The organism is Nocardia veterana NBRC 100344 (assembly GCF_000308855.1).
Taxonomy (GTDB): Bacteria; Actinomycetota; Actinomycetes; order Mycobacteriales; family Mycobacteriaceae; genus Nocardia; species Nocardia veterana.
This window is the reverse complement of the sequence record NZ_BAGM01000004.1, coordinates 57,285-77,004: the sequence shown is the minus strand read 5'-3', so window position 1 is coordinate 77,004 and position 19,720 is coordinate 57,285. Positions and strand designations below refer to the sequence as shown.

Sequence of the window (19,720 nt, the reverse complement as noted above, 5' to 3'; positions counted from 1 at the left end):
CGTGCAGATTCGTTCGCGTGCACTGCGTCTGGCGGCGGTTGCCGCGGTGGCGGGGCTGAGTATCGCGCTGGCCGGATGTTCCGCACTCGACACCGCCGGCGGCCCGGCGGCCCTGGGCACGTCGAACGACATCAATCCGCAACCGCGCGAGGCGGTGCGCGAGGGTGGCAATCTGCGGCTGGCCGTCAGTGCCTTCCCGGCGAACTGGAACACCATGTCCGTCGACGGGAACGACCTCGAGATCGCCGAAATCGTCTGGCCGTTGATGCCGCGCTCCTACACCATCGACGCGGCCGGCCATCTGGCGATCGATACGAACTTCTTCACCGATATCCAGCTGACCGGCACCGATCCACAACAGATCACCTACACCATCAATCCCAAGGCGGTGTGGAGCGACGGATCACCGATCACCTGGGAGGACATCGCTTCGCAGGCGCATGCGCTGTCCGGAACCGACAAGCGGTACCTGATCGCGATCACCAACGGATTCGATCGGGTCGAGAAGGTGGAACGCGGGGTCGACGATCGGCAGGCCGTGATCACCTTCCGACAGCATTACGCGGATTGGCGCGGACAGTTCGCCGGAAACGGGATGCTGTATCCGAAATCGGTGACCGCCGATCCGGAGACGTTCAATCACGCCTTGGTCAACGGGATCACCCTCACCTCCGGTCCGTTCGTCGTGCGATCCACCGACCGCACCCAGGGACGAATCGTGCTGGCCCGCAACCCCAGGTGGTGGGGCGATACCCCGAAGCTGGACACCATCACCTACAGCGTCATGGATCGGTCCGCCTATGCCGCGGCCCTGCAGAACAACGAATTGGATGCCGCGCGACTGACCTCCATCGAGGATCTCGCCACGGTGCGTAGCAGTTCCGATCTGGTGGTCCGGCACGCACCCGGAAACCTGTGGCGGCACATCACCTTCAACGGCGCACCCGGTTCGATACTCGCCGATCAGGGTCTGCGCGTGGCGATTTCCAAGGCGATCGACCGCCAGGGTATCGCGAATGCCATCGAGAACGGTCTGGTCGCGAAGCCGAAGCCACTCGGCAACCATGTCTTCGTGCAGGGGCAGGAGGGATATCAGGACAACGCTCCGCCCTTCGACCCGGATGCCGCCGCTCGCGAACTCGACGCCCTCGGCTGGAAACTGCAGGGTGATGTGCGTGTGAAGGACGGCCGAAAACTCGAAATCCGCGATGTGATGTACAACGATCCGACCTGGGTGCGAGTCGCACAGATCATCCAGGGCGATCTGGCCGATATCGGGGTGAAGTTGACCATCGATACCCGTCCGGGCCAGGGCTTCTTCAGTGACGTGATGGTCCCCGGCGATTTCGACGCGGCGCAATTCCTGTTCTCCGGTGACGCCTTCCCGCTGGCCAGCATCCCGCAGATCTACGGGTACTACCCCGACAATTTGCAGACCAATTTCGGTCGCATCGGATCACCCGAGTTGAACGCTCTGATCGACCGGACCCTCAACGAACTGGATCCGGCGAAGGCCATCGAACTCGCGAACGAAGTCGACCGCAAGGTCTTCGAAGAAGGCTTCTCCCTGCCCCTGACCCAGGATCCCGGCAACTACGGTGTGCGGACGACCGTCGCCAATTTCGGGGCGCCCGGCCTGGCTTCCTACGACTACACCAAGATCGGCTTCGTGAGTTAGCCGAACGTCCCGACGAAAGGAGAACGAACCATGCGGATTCGTTCGACAGTGGCCCGGCTCGCGATACCCGCGGTCGCGATCGGATTGATCGTGTCGGGATGTAGTTCCGACACCAGCGTCACCGCGAGCAATGTGGATATCGGCGGGACCAACGACATCAACCCCAAAGACCTCGGCGAACTGCGCGAGGGTGGCAATTTGCGGCTGGCGTTGACCGACTTCCCCGCGACGTTCAACTACCTGCACGTCGACGGCGGAAACGAAAGCACGTCCACGGTCATCCAGCCGACCATGCCGGACACCTTCGTCAGCGATGCCAAGGGTGATCTCACCGTCGATCACAACTACTTCACCGACATCAAGCTGACCAACACCAACCCGCAGCAGGTCACCTACACCATCAATCCCAAGGCGGTGTGGAGCGACGGATCACCGATCACCTGGGAGGATCTGCGGTCGCAGGCGCAAGCGCAGGCCGGCGCCGACCGCGGCTATCAGGTGGCCGCCGTCACCGGATTCGATCGGGTCGCCAAAGTTGAACGCGGCGTCGACGACCGGCAGGCCGTCGTGACGTTCAGCAAGCCGTACGCCGAGTGGCAGGGCCAGTTCAGTCCGCTGTATCCGAAGGCGGTCACCGAAAGCCCGGGCGCGTTCAACGATTTCGCCCGTAATTCACTGCCCCTCAGCGCGGGTCCGTTCATGGTCGGTCCCATCGACCGCACGCAGAATCGAATCACGCTGGTGCGCAATCCGAAGTGGTGGGGACCCGCGCCGAAACTGGATACGATCACCCTGAGCGTGCTCGATCACAGTGCCTGGCTGGCGGCGGTGCAGAACAACGAACTCGACTACGCCTACATGTCCGGCCTCGAGCTGGTCAGCGCGGCGAAGAACACCCCGGGCATCGTCGTCCGGCGCACCCCGGAGCCCTCGTTCTCGCATATCACCTTCAACGGTGCGCCCGGTGCTCTGCTGTCGGATCCCCAACTGCGCCTGGCCATTTCGAAGGCCATCGACCGGCAAGCCATCGTCACGGCCAGTCAGCACGGGATCGTCGCGGATCCGAAACCGCTGAACAACCATATTTACATGATGGGCCAGAAGGGCTATCAGGATAATTCGGCGCCGAGTGCGTTCGATCCGAATCAGGCGGCCGCCGAGCTCGATGCGCTCGGCTGGAAGCTCAACGGCGACGTCCGCGAGAAGGACGGCCGCAAGCTGGTACTGCGGGATGTGATGTACCAGCAGGATCAGTGGGTCGACACCGCCAAGATCGTGCAGCAGGATCTGGCGAAGGTCGGTGTGAAGCTCGACATCCAGACGGTTCCGGGAACCGGGCTGTTCACCAATGTGATCGACCCCGGCAATTTCGATCTCGCCCAGTTCAGCTGGGGCGGTAGCGTTCTTCCGCTCAGTGCGCTTCCGCAGATCTACGCCTACGATCCGAACAACCTGCAGGGCAACAAGGCTCGTATCGGCTCACCCGAGCTCAACGCGAAGATCGAGGAGACCATTTCGGAATTGGATCCGGCCAAGGCCATCGAGTTGGCCAACGAATGCGACAAGATGATCTGGCAGGAGGGCTATTCGCTGCCCCTCAACCAGGCATCGGGTACCTACGCCGTTCGCGACAACCTGGCCAATATCGGCGCCTTCGGCCTGGCCTCGCCCGATTGGACGAAAGTCGGCTTCCTGAAGTGATTTCCGGAACCGGCCATCCGCTGGCCTATCCGGTATTCACCACGATCGGCGCCCTGGTGATCTGCCTCGCCTGGGCGCCGTTCGCCGATCTGGAGCAGTTGGCGATGCTGCTGGCCGTCGCCCTGGTTGTCCTGGTGTACGCCGGTTTTCGCTTCGCCGTGGCGTTCGGGGTGGTGCCCTGGCGAACCGTGCCGTCCGGGAACTTCCGGGTGAAGCGGGTGCGCCAGCAGCATCGATTGCGGAGCCGATCGTGGCTCGAACTGACCGATGCCGACGGGACTCGGTGGCTTCCGGTCTATTTCGATCCGGTACTGGTCACGATGACCGAAGCCGACGGTTCTTTCGATGCGACCGTGCAGGTGAACGGCCACCGCCTGTTTCCCTCGGGGGCCGCACGGCGCACCGAACCGCCGGGGCGCCTGATCGACAACCCCACCCGCCCGGATCCCGACGGGCCGGCACATGCCGCCGCCACGGTCCGCCTGGGCCGCCGTCTGCTCCTCGACGCCCAATTCGCGGTGGTCGCGCCCTTCGCCGGTCTGTTCTGGATCTATGTCGCCGGCGGCGGCGTGCCCGCCTTCGCCGGCGCCACCGTGGTGGCTGCCGCCACGGCCACCTGGTTCGCATCCGTCCGCGGTTCCGACCCCAGCTGATCGGCCGGACCCCGCTCGGCGGGCAATACCCCGTCCAGCAGGCGATTCAATGCCCATGCGAATTCCGTTGCGGCATCGCCGGTCAAGTGCGGGCGGACGGCGAGCAGGGCCGGGTACTCGGCGGGGCCGAGGTCGATTCCGGGGTGCCCCAGCGGGTGTTCGTTGACCACGTGACCGATGAGCAGGTGCCAGACGGCGCGATAGGTGTGCGCCGCGGCGGCCGGGTCGAGGCCGGCTTCCAGTAGTGCCGAGATCGCCGTTTCGGCGAACGGGAGGGCCGCCGGGGTCGAGGAGGAGGCGTCGGCCACCACCCCTGCGGCCCAAGGATGTTCGAGTAGCACCCGATGCGCGCCGAGCCACTGCTCGACCACGCGTTCGCGCGGGGTTCCGGTGCGTGCCAGGGGAAACATCCGCGCCAGATCGTCGTTGAGCAGGGCCAGCAGCTCCCGGCGGTCGGCGATATGCCGGTACAGCGAGGCCTGTCCGGTATTCAGCTCCTGCGCTACCCGCCGCAGCGTGAGCGCGGTCAGGCCCTCCCGATCGGCCACGCGGCGAGCGGCGGCGACGATACGGTCGCGATTCAGCGGTTCCGCACGCATCCGGCCTCCTGTCCCTTTCCTCGAGCCTAATCATCCGCTTGCGAACAATGTTCGCCTCGAGTTAGGTTGACCTAACGCGAACATCGTTCGCACGAGGAGGATGGATGCGGAAACAGCTGGTCCAGCCGGTGGGAGCCATGACAGCGCTGGCCCTCGGCGTGCTGTCCTACGGCCTGATGCAGACCATGCTGGTACCGGCGATCGGGATCATCCAGCACGGGCTGCACACCAACTCCACCGCCGCGACCTGGGCGGTGATGAGCGCTCCGCTGTTGACCAGTGCCATCCTCACGCCCGTGGCGAGCCGCCTCGGCGACCGCTTCGGCCGCCGCCGCACCCTGTTGTGGGTGCTGGCGGTCTATCTCGCGGCTACCCTGCTCGCACTCGCCGCGCCGAATATCGCCGTACTGATCGCGGCGCGCGCAGGCCAGGGCATCAGCCTCGCGGCACTGCCGCTCGCATTCGGCTCGGTGCCGAGCATTCTCCCGCCCGGCCGGGTGCACGCCGGGCTCGGGCTGCTCTCCGGGCTGGTCAGCGGTGCGGCCGGTGTCGCGTTGGTCTGCGGTGGCCTGATCGTCGACCATGCCTCGTGGCGTTGGCTTTTCGTGGTCGGCGCGGTGGTGATCACGAGTGCACTGCTGCTCACCTACCGCTGTGTCCCGACCGACGAACCGCGAAAATCCGGCGGCGCCGACCTCCTCGGGACGGTACTGCTCGCCTGCGGGCTGGCCGGAATTCTGCTGGCGCTCACCGTGGGGCCCACCAGCGGATGGATTTCGCTGCCGGTGCTGGTGCTGTTCCCGGGTGGGATCGCACTGCTGGCGGCGTTCGGTGGGGTGGAGCGCCGGGTGCGGCATCCGCTCATCGAGATGGACCTGGTGCTGCACCGGCCGGTCGGCGTCGTCCACTTCGCGGCCTTCGTACTCGGAACGATGCAGTTCCTGTACTACGTCCTGGTTCCCCGACTGACCGAATCACCCACTGTTGCCGGCGGTTTCGCCGACTCGGTCACCGCTGCCGGGCTGGTGATGCTGCCGGCGACCCTGGTCATCCTGCCCGCCGGCGCGGTTGCCGGCCGGATCATCGCCCGCCGCGGACCGCGCCTGCCCTTGACCGTAGGTCTCCTGGTGACCGCCGCGGGCACCGCCCTGCTTGCGCTCGCTCACTCACAACTCTGGCACCTGTCCGTCTGTGCGCTCCCCATCGGCCTCGGAACCGGTCTCGTCATGGCCGCCCTCCCCGCCCGAATCCACCGCGCCGTCGCCCCCACCCGCGGCGCAACCGCCAACGGAATCAACACCGTTGCCCGCACCATCGGCGGCGCGGTCGGGAGTCAGCTCGGCGCCGCGGTGGTGGCCGATTCGCTCGGCACCGGATTTCCGCGGGCATTCTGGATCGCTACCGTTATCGGAACAGTCGGCGCGGCAATCACATTCGCCGGTTCGGGCGGTACGCATCGGGACAACGAGAACCCGCCGGTCGCTATCGCTCGAAAAGCGATCAGCCGGTGATGCCCGGACTACTCTGCGTCGGTCACCACGGACCACGTCCGAAAATGATCTCGAAGGGTACATCGGGGTCGTGGATGGGCTTACCTTTGTTGTTGCGCATGGCGTACATCCCGTTCGTCAACTCGTCGACCGTCGTGATCTGCACCGAATCGGTCACCTGAGAGTAGGAGTTGGTGACTTCATCCCATTTCAGCGGATATTTCGGCAGGTACCACGACGAATAGAGCTCCGGCGACCCGTCCGCTCCCGTGCGTCCGGTTGCCACGGTGACGTGCTCGGCATTCGCAAGTCCGTCAGCGCTGGGTACGGGCGGCCTTCGCTCGGCGCCGTTCCAATTCCTCGCGCTCGAGCACCTTCGCCTGCTCCGGAGTCGGTGCCGTGCCGCCCAATCGGGCCGGAACCCATCGTGCGCCCTGCGGCATCTCGTAGTCGCGCTGCGCCGCGTCCAGCAATTTCTCCATGCGGGAACGCAATTCGGTGGTGAGGTCGTCGGCCGGCTCGAAGGGCGCGATCGGCTCGCCCACCCGGATGTTGATCGGGAAGTTGTGGCGGCCCAGCTGTTTCGGGATGTCCTTGGTCCAGATGCGCTGAGCGCCCCAGATCGTCATCGGGATGATCGGGACGTCGGCTTCAATGGCCATGCGGGCGGCGCCGGATTTGAATTCCTTCAGCTCGAAGCTGCGGGAAATGGTGGCCTCGGGATAGACGACGACGATCTCACCGTCGCGCAGCGCGGCCACCGCACGCGCATACGACTCGGCGCCGGCGGTGCGGTCGACCCCGATCGCCTTGCACTGCTTCATCAGCCAGCCGACGATGCCGTGTTCCAGCTCGGCTTTCATCATGTAGCGGACGTTGCGACCGGACTCGCGGCCGACCAGGCCGACCTCCATGAAATCCAGGTACGCGGTGTGGTTCACGGCCAGCACCGCACCGCCGCTGCGCGGGATGTTCTCGCCGCCGGCGATATCGATCTTCAGGCCCTGCGCCCAGAAGATGGCGCGGACCAACCCCGTGAGGACGTCGAAAACCGGCTCTCGCGTCATCGGTGAAACTCCTGGTACTGCCCGGCCGACCCCTGTGGTCAGGAGTCGGCGCCTCCCGCCTCGGCCGCTCGGCGTGCCGCGCGTGCCTCGGCTTTCGCCTGCGCCTCGGCCGCGTCCATGGCGTCGGCTTCCTCCAGTGTCGGTGCGCTACCGCCGAGGCGGGCCGGAACCCAGTAGGCGCCGGGCTCGTGCTGGTAGTCCTGCTGCAGCCCGAGCAGCATCTCCTGCATGGTGGAGCGGACAGTCCGGGTGAGTTCGGCGACCGCCTGCTCGTCGGCTTCGGCGGGCGGCCGAATGGGTTCACCGACCGCGATCGAGATCGGAGTATTGGTGCGGCCCAGGCGTTTCGGATGCCCCTTCGTCCACACTCGCTGCGCACCCCAGATCGTCATCGGGATGATCGGCACACCGGCTTCGATCGCCATGCGCGCCGCACCCGATTTGAATTCCTTGATCTCGAAGCTGCGACTGATGGTGGCCTCGGGATAGACCCCGACCAGCTCGCCGCGGCGCAGGTACTCCACGGCCGCCTTGTAGGAGTCCGCACCGGCACCCCGATCGACCGGGATATGCCGCAATGTACGCATGATCGGCCCGGAGATCGGGTTGTCGAAAACTTCCTTCTTCGCCATGAACCGGATGTACCGCTTCGGCGTCCGCGCGGGCAGGCCCGCATAGGTGAAGTCCATATAGCCGGTGTGGTTGATCGTGATGACGGCGCCCCCCTCCGCGGGGATGTTCTCCGCCCCCCTGACGTCGAATTTCAGTCCCTGTACGAAGAAGACGGTCCGGGCCAGGCCGATGATCGTCCGGTATACGGGTTCCACAATTCCGCTAGCGTAGTCGCTGTCACATTTTCGCTACCGACCGCCGCACAGGAAACGAGGTTCAGCGCAGTGGAAAGCCCCAGTCCAGCATCGGGTGCAGGCGGACGGAAGCCACGAGGACGTACCGGCGTGGCGTGGTGGGCGGCGGTGCCGGCGGTGCTGGCCGCGACCGTGCTGGCCGCGTGCGACTCCCAGGTCGGCATCGAGGGCACCGACTATCACCGCGATTCCGGTTCGGCCACAACGCAATCGGCGACCGCGACCGCGTCGGAAACACCGAATCCGACCCCCGCCGATTCGTCCTCCGTCACGATCGCGCTGGTGACAGCGGACGCACGCGCCACCGAAGCGGTCGGGCGCTGGGCCGCGGATCTGCAGAAACTGGCGCCCGCGGAATTGGAAGCCAAGTGCTGGACCATGGCACCCCGCAACGTGGACACCATGTACGCCGACAAGACGGCGATCCTGTCCGCCCTCGCCCAGCCGGGTACCGACAACGGCACCGCGATCGTGTGGAAGTCGGCTGCCGATGGGGTGACCGTCGTCGCCGAACGGACGGATATCGCGACCGGTTACGCCTGCCCGCGGGTCTATCCCGGCGGTGCCGAGATCGGGTTCGGCACCAGCACCGAGGCCCAGGCCGCCGATGCGCGCCATATCGTGCGGCGTTACCTGGCCCGGCAGACCGGGCACCCGGTGGACCCGGCGGACGAGGAGAGCACCCATCCACTGGTGTGCAGCGTCGCCACCGCATGGGATCCGAACGGCACCGGACGCAGTGCGCGTGCTCCGCTGGCGACGAATGCGGCCAAGCTCGCCGCGCCGACGGCCTTCGCCGACCAGTCGCTCAGCTCCAGCGTCCTGAACGGGACCTATCTCACGGTCTCGGCCACGGTCACCGCGGGCGGAGCACAGCAGGAACGGACATACACCGTGAAGGCGACCGACGACGGCTACTGCATCGGCGACGTGTCGGCCGGCGGCGCGTGACTCGGTGCCGCCATAGATCGGGGTCACGGCCCTGGATGAGGCCGCTACAGATGATTCGGCGCGAACGAGCCCGATCGAGCGCGAACGACGCCGTCGCGACGACGACGCCGTCCGGGCGCCTCACACCAGTTCTGGGACGCGCAGATGTGCCAGGGCGACTTCGAAATCGCCGACCTCGAGCACATCGACGCCTGCTCGGCGGGTGCCTTCGCGGCGCAGCGCCGCGAGTTGTTCACGGTTGCGTTCCATCGCGTCGTAGCTGTCGAAGGTCTCGCACGCGACCCCGCGGCCGCTCGCCCGGTCGACCAGCAGGCTGGTGGCGCAGAAGCCCGGCATCTGTTCCAGCTGCGGCGCCACCATGGACTTGTAGGTCTCGACCGCGTCGGCGAAACGACCGAGATCGTCGGCCTTGGCCCAGGTGAGCTGGGCACACGCGCCCGCACGGGTGGGGTGGTCGCGGTGCATGGCGCCGACCTCCCACTGCTCGACCCGCGCGTCCTCGGCGCCGAACATCCGGACTGCGCGCTCCCGGAGTGAGCGCACCCGCTCGGCGCTCCCGCGCATCATGTCCTCGGATTCCCACGACGTGGTCGCGATGCAGCGACCGGACTGCCGGTCGACCAGCAACGACATCCCGATACAGCCGGGCATGTCCTCCAGGGCCGGCATCACCTCGTCGCGCATATGCGCGATGCCGGCGTCGATTGCGGAAACTTGCGCTCGAATAGTCGTAGAACGTGCGTACACGATCCACTTCCTCTGTGTTCGGGGCAGCGCCCCGGTGGCGCCACCGATGCACATCAGACTTCTCCGGCGCGCCCGCGATAGCAATAGCTCGGAATTAACCGGCATCGATCCCGCCGAAAGCGCCCTCGGGCTGTCCGGGTACCGAACCCAGCAGCTACCCTGGATGGCTGGCAACGGTTCAGGAGGGACTTCTTCGTGCAGATCACCAGCGTCGGACATGCCGGATTCCATATCCGCACCGCGGCCGGGACGATCCTCTGTGATCCGTGGGTGAACCCGGCCTACTTCGCGTCCTGGGTGCCGTTCCCGGACAACACCGGGCTGGACTGGGACGAGCTGGGCAACTGCGATTTCCTCTACGTCTCACATCTGCATCGCGACCACTTCGACGCCAAGAATCTGCTCGACCATGTGAACAAGGACGCGACCGTCCTGCTGCCGGACTATCCGGTGCCGGATCTGCAGCGCGAACTGGAGAAGCTCGGGTTCCACAAGTTCTTCGAAACCCAGGACTCGGTGAAGCACACGATCACCGGCCGGGACGGGCACGAGCTGGACATCATGATCATCGCGCTGCGGGCGCCGGCCGACGGGCCGATCGGCGATTCCGGCCTGGTCGTCTCCGATCGCGAGACCGTGTGCTTCAACATGAACGATGCGCGGCCGGTCGACATGGAGGTCCTGCACGAGCAGTTCGGACATGTCGACATCCACCTGCTGCAGTACTCGGGCGCCATCTGGTACCCGATGGTCTACGACATCCCGAGCAAGACCAAGGCCAACTTCGGCAAGCAGAAGCGTCAGCGCGGGATGGACCGCGCGCGCAGCTATATCGAGCAGGTGGGCGCCACCTGGGTGGTGCCCTCGGCCGGACCGCCGGTGTTCCTCGACGACGAGCTGCGCTATCTCAACGACGACGGCGAGAACCGCTACTCCGCCGACAACGGGAATATCTTCCCGGACCAGATGGTATTCCTCGAACAGATGCGCATCCACGGGAATTCCGGTGGCGTGCTGATGATTCCGGGTTCCGTCGCGGATGTGCGCGGTAAGGAACTGAACCTGACCCATCCGTTCGATCCGGCCGAGATCTACGACGACAAGGCCGGCTACATCGAACGGATGGCGCAGCGCATGGCGCCGGTGGTCGAACGCGAAAAGGCTTCGTGGGCAACCGATGACGGTACGCCGTTACTGCCGCGGCTCAAGGAGCTGTTCGAGCCGATCATGGCGCAGAGCGATCTGATCTGCGACGGCATCGGTTATCCGGTCGGGCTGGTACTGGGCGAGGAAACCGTCGTTCTCGACTTCCCGAAGCGACTGGTGCGTGGCCCGATCGAGGGCGAAGGCCGCTATCGGTACGGCTTCCGCATCGATCCCCAGCTGGTGCGGACCGTCCTGCGCGACAACGAGCCCGACTGGGTGAACACGATCTTCCTGTCGACCCGCTTCCAGGCCTGGCGGATCGGCGGCTACAACGAATTCCTCTACACCTTCTTCAAATGCCTCACCGACGAGCGCATCGCCTACGCCGACGGTTGGTTCGCCGAGGCGCACGACGATTCCGCGTCCACCGAGCTCGCCGGCTGGGAAGTGCAGCGGCGCTGCCCGCACCTGAAGGCCGATCTCTCGAAATTCGGTGTGGTGGAGGGCAATACCCTCACCTGCAATCTGCACGGGTGGCAGTGGGACCTGGAGTCCGGGCGCTGCAAGACCTCCAAGGGACACGAACTACGGTCGCGCAAGCTCTGATTCGCCGCGATCGGTCGGCGCCACACTGATCGGGGCGAGCTTTTCGGGCAAACCCGGGACCGATCAGCGGATTTCCGCGAGATCGGCGCGGGTTCGCACGATTAGTCCACCGCTCAGCCCGGTGCCAACCGGCTGAGCGACTCCCACTGCCGATACCCTTCGGCCCGGGCCGCGTACAGCTCACCGACCTGGTCGTAAGAGGTGCTGCCCACGACCAGGCGGCGGGGCGGATCGGGAAGTTCGGCCAGTCGCAGAATCACCGGCGCCGCCGAACTCGGCGCCGGTCCGGTTTCGTCGCCCCACAGACGCGCCAACTCCTCGCGCAGCGCGTCGTACTCCGGCCGGGGTTCGGTGGCGGTGGTTCCGGTTGTGAACAGCCCGGTGTCGTAGCCGCCCATCTCGAGGTTGGTGACCTTGATGCCGAACGGCTCGACCTCCATCGCCAAGGCTTCGGTCAGCGCGGCGAGCGCCGACTTGCCGGCGCCGTAGTAGCCCACGGCGGCCATCCCGCCGGCCGTACCCATCGAGGTGACGTTCAGGATGCGTCCGTGCCCCTCCTGCTTGCGCAGCTGCGGGACGACGGCCTGGGTGACCCAGACCGCGCCGAAGAAGTTCACATCCAGATGTGCGCGGATCTGCTCCTCGGTCGCCTCCTCGACCATTCCGTACAGCAGGCCACCCGCGTTGTTCACCACGACATCGAGCCCACCGAACGTCGAAATCGCCTGCTCCACCCCCGCGAAGACGGCGCGGCGGTCGGAAATGTCCAGTGCCAGCGAAGCAGCGCGGTCGGAGTAGGCGGCGACCAGATCGCGCAGCGGTTCGATATGGCGAGCGGCGGCCACCACGCGATCGCCCGCCTGCAACGCCGCCTCGGCGAATGCGCGGCCCAGGCCGCGCGAAGCGCCGGTGATGAACCAGGTTTTACCGGTGGTCATTATCGCGTCCTCCTAAATGAGACGGTCCGTCTCGTCTCGACATAGTGTGGAGTCGCAACGCGCCGTTGTCAACACGGACCGTCTCGTCTCGTTTGCGTGCTAGGGTCCTCGCATGCCCGAATCCAAGAGCCGACCCGGCGGTTCCCGGCGCAGCGAACGGTCGCGCCGGGCGATCCTGGCGGCCACTCGCGAACTGCTCTCCGAAGTCGGATACCGCAAGGTGTCGATCGAGGCCATCGCCGCCCGGGCGGGCGTGGGCAAGCAGACGATCTACCGCTGGTGGCCGTCGAAAGGTGCGGTGATCTTCGAGTCGTTTCTCGGCCTGAGCGAGACGGACGGCCAGATCGTCCTTCCGGACACCGGCGATATCGAGGCCGATCTGAAACTCGTGCTGCGGGCGACGGTCGCGGAATTCGCCGATGCCGAGTTCGAGAAACCCGTGCGCGCCCTCAACACCGAGATCATCAACGACCCGGAGTTGGCCGAGCAGTACGACCTGCAGCTCCGGCGCCCGGTCGACGAGGCCAAGAAGGTACGGCTGCGCAGTGCACAGCGGGCGGGGCAGCTGCGCGCCGACGCCGACCTCGACCTCCTGCTCGAGATGCTCTACGCCCCGGTCTATCAACGCTGGCTGCTGCGCTCCGGACCGCTCGACGACGCCTATGCCGATGCGCTGGTCGAGCACACGCTGCGCGCCTTCCGGGCGTGAATCACGCTCGTGTTCGGCGCTTTTCGACGGGCTTTCGGTCGCTGCCGGTGTGCCGCCCCTGTGCGACGACGGCGATCGCGGCGGCAACCAGCGTCAGCACGCAGCCGACGATGGTCAGCACCGACAGCCGGGTCCCGGCCGGGGCGAGGACATCGAGGACCACCGAACCGATGAGCTGCCCGGACACCGAGGTGAGGCCGAACAGCAGAACGCCGATCCACCGGACGATGAGCGCCGCCACGGCGATGAAGAACACGCCGATCGCGCCGCCGAAATACAACCACGGCTCGGTGGGAAACCCGCTCGGCCAACCGATCCGCGCGATCTGTACCGCCTCCACCACCAGCAGGCCCGCGGTACCGGTCGCGAAATTGATCGTGGTGGCCGGCACCGGGCCGCCGACCGTGGCCACCCTGCCGTTGACCGCCTGCTGCCAGGCCAGGCCGAGACCGGCGAGCGCCGGCAGGGCGATCAGCAGGTAGGCGGCGCCTGCACCGGAACCGGAATCGCCGCCGGAACGACCCAGCACCGCAAGGCATACCGCGCCGATCGCCAGCGCCGCCGCACCGAGGCGCACCGGCGTCACAGGCGTGATACCGGCCGGTCCGACGCCCAGTCGGTCCACGACGAGTCCGCTGGTCAGCTGGCCCGCGACCACCGCGATCGTGAAGGCGGTGACCCCGATGGTGGCCACCGAAAGTCCCTGACAGGCAACGAAGAACGCACCGCACAGGCCGCCCAGCAGATGCCACCACCGCAGCGGCCCGGTGCGTACCGATCGACGGATCTCCCCCAGTCCCGAGCGCAGCCGTCGGCTAACGCCGCAGACGATCGCCAGCAGGATCAGTCCGGATCCGAAACTGATGACGGCTGCGGCGATTCCGTCGTCGATCCGGTCGCCGAGGTCACCGTTGATTCGCGCCTGCACGGCGACCCCGGCGCCGCAGCACAGACCGAGCAGCACACCGATGCGCCGCTGCAGATCGAATCGACCCCGGGGCCGGGCCGGTCGGTCGGCTGTCATATCCGCCACGGTAGTTGCGACTGCCCGTGGCTCACACCTGCCCGGGGCAGCGGATCCGAGCGTGGCGAGCCGGCCGGATCAGCTCCGATTGCTCGAGCCCTTCGGATCGAAGCCGTTGTTGTCCAACGGTATCCAGCCCTTGGCGGCGAAATCCTGCTCGGTGGCGGCGGCGCCGACCAGGCCGCGATGTTCGTTCATATCGCTGATCAGTTCGGACACCGGATGGGAGTCGCTGTAGTGGTAGCCCTGAGCGAGGGCGAATCCGAGTTCGGTCAGCACGGCGGCCTGATACTCGGTTTCCACTCCCTCGGCGATGACCTGCAGATCCAACGACTTGCTCAGCGCCGCGATCACACCCAGCAGCGGCGGGGCGGGCGAATCGGACCGGATCGCGGCGACGAAGGACTGATCGACCTTGAGGATATCGCTGGGGATGGTCGCCAACCGGCTCAGCGAGGAGTAACCGGTGCCGAAATCGTCGATGGCGATACGCACGCCGCTGTCGCGCAGGGCGTGCAGATTCGCGATGGCGGTCTGGGATTCGGCGGCCAGCTCGCTCTCGGTGACCTCGAGAACGAGCTGATCGGCGGGCCAGCCGGTGTCGGCGAGGATGCCCGAAACCCGATCCGCGTAGTCGGTTTCGGCGAGCTCCAGCCCGCTGACGTTCACGTTGAGAGTCAGATCGAGTTGGGCGAAGGTCTGCTGGAGCCGGGCCGCGTCGGCACAGGCGCGGCGCAGTACCAGTTCGTCGAGATCGGAGATCAGGTCGTATTCCTCGGCGACCCGGATCAGCCCTTCGGTGGTGACGTCGGGTTGCGCGTTCGAGGACCAGCGCAGCAGCGCCTCGACGCCGACCGCCCGGGCACCGTCCTCACCGAGGCTCACGATGGGCTGATAGTGCACGTCCAAGGCACCGGAATCGATCGCCTCGCGCAATTCGACCGCCAGCGGCAGTTGCCGCGAGGATTCCAGCACGGTGCGGTTACGGCCGGCCTGCTTCGCGCGGTAGAGGCCCACGTCGGCGCGGCTGACCAGCAGGGAGCCGGACTCGCCCGGCTGCCAGGAGGTGACACCGGCCGAACAGCCGGTGGTGACCGCGGCGCGCAACTGCTCGGTGAGCAGAATCGCGGCCTGTTCGGTGGTGTTGGGCAGCAGCAGCGCGAAGGCGTCGCCACCGTAACGAGCCAGCACCTGATCGGGGCCGAGCAGTTTGGACCAGGTGTCACCGACACGCTGCAGCACCGCATCGCCGGCCCGATGGCCGAGGTGATCATTGATCTTCTGGAACCGGTCGAGGTCGACCAACACGAGCGCCAGCCCCTGACCGGTCCGCCCGGCATGACCGATGGCGCTGTTGAGCGCGCGGTCGAAACCGCGGCGGTTCAGCAGACCGGTGAGGGTATCGATGTCGGCGTCGGATGCCATCCGGGTGAGGATCCCGACCACGATGCCCACGCCCACGGTGATGCCGGCGGGAATAATGCCCGACCACCACGGCAGCCCGCGCGAGGGCACCACCAAGAGGCAGAGCACCACCGCGAACGCCACATGGGCGCCGGCCAGTCGCCAGGCGAAGAAGATCGCGGCATCCGCGGCGACGAAGACGTAGAAGGCCGCCAGCGTGATGCCGCCGACGGTATTGGGGAACCAGTGCACGGCGATCGTGACCAGGACCGTCGCGACGGCGACATAACCGTGGTGCACCCAGTGCGGCTGGCGCGGGCCCCAGATCAGCAGGCTCACGCCGAGCAACAGGGCGATCGCGGCGGCGGAGCCGACCAGCGGCCGGTTGCCCTCGTTGCCCGGAGCGATGGCAGTGATCAGCAGGCCCAGGACCCCGCCCATGACGTAGAACGCCCCGGTGGTCCGAGCCATGACCATTGCCGTCGCCAGCGCCGATGCCGCCCGAACCTGCGTGCGGGTATCGCCGCGAGACCCGAGTCCTCGCACGGCGTCCAGCCTAGACAACCCGCTGCACAGCGGTTGTCACAACCGTCGGATTCGAGGCCGAAGTCACCGCGCCGCGGTGCGGCCATCACGCGCGGCCGCGGCGCGGCCCATCACGCTCGGCCGCGGTGCGGCCATCACCGTGGCGGCTCGAGCACCTCGCGGCCCACGAACGGCACCAGCGCGGCGGGCACCCGCACCGAACCGTCGGCCTGCTGGTGATTCTCCAGCAACGCGACGATCCACCGGGTGGTGGCGAGGGTGCCGTTGAGGGTGGCGGCGATCTGCGGCTTACCGTTCTCGTCGCGGTAGCGCACCGACAGCCGGCGCGCCTGGAACGTCGTGCAGTTCGAGGTCGAGGTGAGCTCGCGATAGGTCTGTTGGGTCGGTACCCAGGCCTCGCAGTCGAATTTGCGCGCCGCCGAACTACCCAGATCACCACCGGCCACATCGATCACCCGGTACGGCACCTCGATCGCGGCGAGCATCTCCTTCTCCCAGTTCAGCAGGCGGCGGTGTTCGGCGTCGGCGTCCTCCGGCCGGCAGTAGACGAACATCTCGACCTTGTCGAACTGGTGCACGCGGATGATGCCGCGGGTGTCCTTGCCGTAGCTGCCGGCCTCGCGCCGGAAGCACGACGACCAGCCGGCGTAGCGCTTCGGCCCGTCGCTCAGGTCGAGGATCTCGCCGGAGTGGTAACCGGCCAGCGGCACCTCCGAGGTACCGACCAGGTACAGATCGTCGTCGTCGAGGTGGTAGACCTCGGCCGAGTGCTGCCCCAGGAAGCCGGTGCCGGCCATGATCTCCGGACGCACCAGCACCGGCGGGATCATCATGGTGAAGCCGTTGGCGACCGCGCGCTGGGCCGCCAGCTGCAGCAGGCCCAGCTGCAGCAGGGCGCCGTAGCCGGTCAGGAAGTAGAAGCGGGCGCCGGAAACCTTGGCACCGCGTTCCATATCGATCAATCCGAGCGTTTCACCCAACTCCAGGTGATCGCGCGGGGGGAAATCGAATTCGGTTGGCGTGCCGACCGTTTCGAGCAGGACGAAATCGTCTTCGCCACCGGCGGGCGCCCCCTCCTGCACCACGTTGGAGATCGCCCGGTGGGCGGCGTCGAGTTCGGCGTCGGCGGCGTGCTCGGCGGCCTCGGCCTCCTTCACCTTCGCCGAGAGCTCCTGCGCATGCGCCAGCAGGGCCGGACGCTCGTCCGGGGACGCCTTGCCGACCTTCTTTCCCAGCGCCTTCTGCTCGGCCCGCAAGTTGTCCGCCGTCGCGACCGCGGCGCGCCGAGCGGCGTCCGCCTCGAGCAGGGCGTCCACCAGTGCCGGGTCCTCGCCACGGGCACGCTGCGACGCCCGGACCGCTTCGGGGTTCTCGCGCAGGAATCGGAGGTCGATCATGGGCAATCAGCCTAGTGGGAGCAGTCCAGCGGAATTTCTCCAGGATCGGGTGAAATCCGAACCGATCGTGGCAGCCGTTGCGGGCGGCCTGCCATGATGGACGGCGATGTCCTCCGACGATGAGGTGCCACAGGCGCCGGAACCGGGAACCGAACGATCCGACAGGCCTACTCGCAGGCGTGCCGGGGCGAACCGCCGCGGCTCGTCGGCGGTCGCGCGGAAACGTTCCGGACGCGCGGCTTCGCGCATCGCGGGCGCCGGGCCGGGCGAGGACACCGGCGCCAAGGCGCTGCACCCGCATCGGCTGCGCTGGGGTCTGCTCGCCGTCGCGGTCGGTGCCGTGGTGGCCGCGCTGGTGACCCTGTCCATCTCCGGATTCCGCAGTTCCCACGGCTTGGAGGTGCACGATCCGGGTTCGGGCAAACCGCCCGCGGGCCGCGCCGACGCCGCCTTCGGCGCCGCCAAATCCGGTGACTGCCTGACCTGGACCAGCACCAAGACGCTGGACCTGACCAAGGTCAACTGCGCGGACAAGCACCTGTTCGAGGTCACCGCCGACATCGACCTGAGCAGATATCCGGGCCGGGAATTCGGGCCGGGTTCGGCCTTCCCCGATTCGCTGCGCTTCGCCGAGTTGCGTGACGAGCAGTGCGCGCCGGCCGCGGCCGCCTATCTCGGCGGGCGGCTCGACCCGCGCGGCCGATTCGTGGTCGGCATGGTCAACCCGGGCGAACCCGGCTGGCGCAACGGCGACCGGACGATCCGGTGTGGACTGCAGCTGGTGAGCGCGACCGGCAACGCCACCCAGCAGACCGTCGGCCGGGTGCGCGACAGCGATCAGTCCCGGATCTTCGACGCCGGCACCTGTATCGGCATCAATCAGAACCTGCCGACGAACGAGCCCGTTCCGTGCGGCCAGCCGCACGCCTACGAGGTCATGTCGACCGTCGATCTCGGGACGCACTTCACCGGCGGGCCGCCGGCCAATCCCGACCAGGACAAGTTCATGCAGGACGAATGCGCCCGCGCCGCAAACGATTACCTCGGCGGCCAGGACGCACTCATCAACAAGACGCTGACCATCTTCTGGGACAATCTGGACACCCGCAGTTGGCTGGTCGGTAGCCGCAAGCTGAACTGCCTCGTGGGCAAGGGGTCTCAGGACGGCTTCGCGACCATCACGGGTTCGGCCAAGGGCGACGTCCTCATCGACGGTCAGGCGCCGGTGCCGCCGCCGAGTTCGGGACGCTCGACCCCGGCGCCGCTGCCGGGCGCCGCCCCCGCGCCGATTCCGCCGCAGCGCTGACGCCATGCCGGTCTCGATGTCGGAGAGCCGGTTCGAAGAGCTGGTGGGCGATGCGCTGGATACCATTCCGCCCGCGCTGACCCGGGCGATCGACAACGTGGTGGTGTTGATCGAAGCACGCAATCCGGACGATCCCGATCTGCTCGGCCTGTACCACGGCATCGCGCTGACCGACCGGGTGGACAGTCAGTACGGCGGCGCGCTGCCCGATACCGTGACGATCTACCGGGACTCGATTCTCGCGATCTGCGACGACGAACAGCAGGTCGTCGAGGAGGTCGCGATCACCGTGATCCACGAGATAGCTCATTATTTCGGGATTGACGAAGAGCGGCTGCATCAGCTGGGATGGGGCTAGCCTTTACGCGCGTAGCGGGTAAAGTCGAAACGATTCGTGACTCGAGGGAACCGAAGCGGGGGCCGTCGCGTCCAATCATCTCGTAGGGGGAATTCTTGTGGTTCCACCGAAGGGTCGGCCAGAAACCCTGTGCCGCTGCGGCACTGGGGGCCGGGTCGGCTCGACACTTGCATAGCCGCCACTAGAAGGAGTTCGAGTCATGGTTGGTCTGCTCGGAGTACAGCCCGAGATCGTTCTCGCGGCCTCGGCGGAACTCGATCTGCTCGCCGAACGTCTCACTGCCGCCACCGCTTTGAGCGGTCCGGCCACCCATGTCGTGCCCGCCGGGTCCGAGGAGGTTTCCTTCGCGGCGGCAGCACATCTGAACGAAGGCGCGATCAGCCACGACCGCGCGGCCGCCCAAGCCATTCTCGAACTGCACCACGCCGCCGCGATTCTGCGTCAGCAGCTGGCCTCGTATCTGGCGCACGACGCCGTCAACGCGGCCAGCACGGCCGCCATCCAGTTCTGACCGGCCCGATCCTTCACCACACC

Annotated in this window: 19 protein-coding genes; 10 read left to right on the top strand and 9 right to left on the bottom strand. The window is 66.9% G+C overall.

Annotation, left to right across the window (positions count from 1 at the left end; translation table 11 throughout):
• The first annotated feature begins 1 nt into the window (after position 1).
• From ON37_RS00440 to ON37_RS00430, 3 genes are read left to right on the top strand one after another with little or no spacing between them, the layout of a single operon-like run.
• Positions 2-1,678: an ABC transporter family substrate-binding protein gene (locus tag ON37_RS00440; RefSeq protein WP_040715224.1), complete on the top strand. Its 1,677-nt coding sequence runs from the start codon at positions 2-4 to the stop codon at positions 1,676-1,678.
• Positions 1,679-1,708: 30 nt separating this feature from the next.
• A complete protein-coding gene (locus tag ON37_RS00435) occupies positions 1,709-3,379 on the top strand; it encodes an ABC transporter family substrate-binding protein (RefSeq protein ID WP_040715222.1) in 1,671 nt (556 codons plus the stop codon).
• On the top strand, positions 3,376-4,032 hold the full coding sequence (locus ON37_RS00430; RefSeq protein ID WP_373281960.1) for a hypothetical protein: 657 nt from the start codon (positions 3,376-3,378) through the stop codon (positions 4,030-4,032). The genes ON37_RS00435 and ON37_RS00430 overlap by 4 nt, the downstream gene beginning before the upstream one ends.
• Here ON37_RS00430 and ON37_RS00425 read toward each other — a convergent pair.
• On the bottom strand, positions 3,930-4,631 hold the full coding sequence (locus tag ON37_RS00425; protein ID WP_040715220.1) for a TetR/AcrR family transcriptional regulator: 702 nt from the start codon (positions 4,629-4,631) through the stop codon (positions 3,930-3,932). The genes ON37_RS00430 and ON37_RS00425 overlap by 103 nt on opposite strands.
• Positions 4,632-4,735: 104 nt before the next feature.
• Here ON37_RS00425 and ON37_RS00420 point away from each other — a divergent pair, with 104 nt between their 5' ends.
• Complete coding sequence (locus ON37_RS00420) at positions 4,736-6,142, top strand: MFS transporter (protein WP_085997193.1); 1,407 nt, start codon at positions 4,736-4,738, stop codon at positions 6,140-6,142.
• Positions 6,143-6,164: 22 nt separating this feature from the next.
• Here ON37_RS00420 and ON37_RS00415 read toward each other — a convergent pair whose 3' ends face one another.
• The 3 genes from ON37_RS00415 to ON37_RS00405 are packed head-to-tail and all read right to left on the bottom strand — an operon-like array spanning position 6,165 to position 8,015.
• Positions 6,165-6,407: a hypothetical protein gene (locus ON37_RS00415; RefSeq protein ID WP_040715218.1), complete on the bottom strand. Its 243-nt coding sequence runs from the start codon at positions 6,405-6,407 to the stop codon at positions 6,165-6,167.
• A gap of 28 nt (positions 6,408-6,435) precedes the next feature.
• A complete protein-coding gene (locus ON37_RS00410; protein WP_040715216.1) occupies positions 6,436-7,188 on the bottom strand; it encodes a lysophospholipid acyltransferase family protein in 753 nt (250 codons plus the stop codon).
• A 38-nt stretch (positions 7,189-7,226) separates the two neighbouring features.
• Entirely contained in the window at positions 7,227-8,015 is a 789-nt protein-coding gene (locus ON37_RS00405) for a lysophospholipid acyltransferase family protein (protein ID WP_040715215.1), read from the bottom strand.
• A gap of 129 nt (positions 8,016-8,144) precedes the next feature.
• Here ON37_RS00405 and ON37_RS00400 point away from each other — a divergent pair, with 129 nt between their 5' ends.
• Positions 8,145-9,005, top strand: a complete 861-nt coding sequence (locus tag ON37_RS00400; protein ID WP_040715213.1) for a hypothetical protein — start codon at positions 8,145-8,147, stop codon at positions 9,003-9,005.
• A 120-nt stretch (positions 9,006-9,125) separates the two neighbouring features.
• Here ON37_RS00400 and ON37_RS00395 read toward each other — a convergent pair whose 3' ends face one another.
• Positions 9,126-9,752: a hypothetical protein gene (locus ON37_RS00395; RefSeq protein WP_040715304.1), complete on the bottom strand. Its 627-nt coding sequence runs from the start codon at positions 9,750-9,752 to the stop codon at positions 9,126-9,128.
• Between the two features lie 195 nt (positions 9,753-9,947).
• On the opposite strand from ON37_RS00395, the gene ON37_RS00390 reads away from it, so the two are divergent.
• Positions 9,948-11,504, top strand: coding sequence for a Rieske 2Fe-2S domain-containing protein (locus ON37_RS00390; protein WP_040715212.1), 1,557 nt, complete (start codon positions 9,948-9,950; stop codon positions 11,502-11,504).
• Between the two features lie 113 nt (positions 11,505-11,617).
• Here ON37_RS00390 and ON37_RS00385 read toward each other — a convergent pair whose 3' ends face one another.
• Positions 11,618-12,442 carry an SDR family NAD(P)-dependent oxidoreductase gene (locus ON37_RS00385; RefSeq protein WP_040715209.1) on the bottom strand — a complete coding sequence of 275 codons (825 nt, stop codon included), beginning with the start codon at positions 12,440-12,442 and terminating at the stop codon, positions 11,618-11,620.
• 112 nt (positions 12,443-12,554) lie between these two features.
• Between ON37_RS00385 and ON37_RS00380 the strand changes: the two genes are divergently transcribed.
• Complete coding sequence (locus ON37_RS00380; protein WP_040715208.1) at positions 12,555-13,151, top strand: TetR/AcrR family transcriptional regulator; 597 nt, start codon at positions 12,555-12,557, stop codon at positions 13,149-13,151.
• 1 nt (position 13,152) lies between these two features.
• Here ON37_RS00380 and ON37_RS00375 read toward each other — a convergent pair whose 3' ends face one another.
• The 3 genes from ON37_RS00375 to serS form a co-directional block, all read right to left on the bottom strand.
• The gene (locus tag ON37_RS00375; RefSeq protein ID WP_051030994.1) at positions 13,153-14,175 is read right to left on the bottom strand and encodes a DMT family transporter; all 1,023 of its coding nucleotides are present in this window, start codon (positions 14,173-14,175) and stop codon (positions 13,153-13,155) included.
• A 78-nt stretch (positions 14,176-14,253) separates the two neighbouring features.
• Positions 14,254-16,125, bottom strand: coding sequence for a putative bifunctional diguanylate cyclase/phosphodiesterase (locus tag ON37_RS00370; RefSeq protein ID WP_245552881.1), 1,872 nt, complete (start codon positions 16,123-16,125; stop codon positions 14,254-14,256).
• Between the two features lie 134 nt (positions 16,126-16,259).
• The gene (gene serS, locus ON37_RS00365; RefSeq protein WP_040715207.1) at positions 16,260-17,522 is read right to left on the bottom strand and encodes a serine--tRNA ligase; all 1,263 of its coding nucleotides are present in this window, start codon (positions 17,520-17,522) and stop codon (positions 16,260-16,262) included.
• Positions 17,523-17,628: 106 nt separating this feature from the next.
• On the opposite strand from serS, the gene ON37_RS00360 reads away from it, so the two are divergent.
• The 3 genes from ON37_RS00360 to ON37_RS00350 all read left to right on the top strand — a co-directional run bounded on the left by ON37_RS00360 (position 17,629) and on the right by ON37_RS00350 (position 19,697).
• Positions 17,629-18,828, top strand: coding sequence for a septum formation family protein (locus tag ON37_RS00360; RefSeq protein ID WP_040715205.1), 1,200 nt, complete (start codon positions 17,629-17,631; stop codon positions 18,826-18,828).
• 4 nt (positions 18,829-18,832) lie between these two features.
• Positions 18,833-19,186, top strand: coding sequence for a metallopeptidase family protein (locus ON37_RS00355; RefSeq protein ID WP_040715204.1), 354 nt, complete (start codon positions 18,833-18,835; stop codon positions 19,184-19,186).
• Between the two features lie 199 nt (positions 19,187-19,385).
• On the top strand, positions 19,386-19,697 hold the full coding sequence (locus ON37_RS00350; protein WP_040715203.1) for a PE family protein: 312 nt from the start codon (positions 19,386-19,388) through the stop codon (positions 19,695-19,697).
• Positions 19,698-19,720 lie beyond the last annotated feature (23 nt).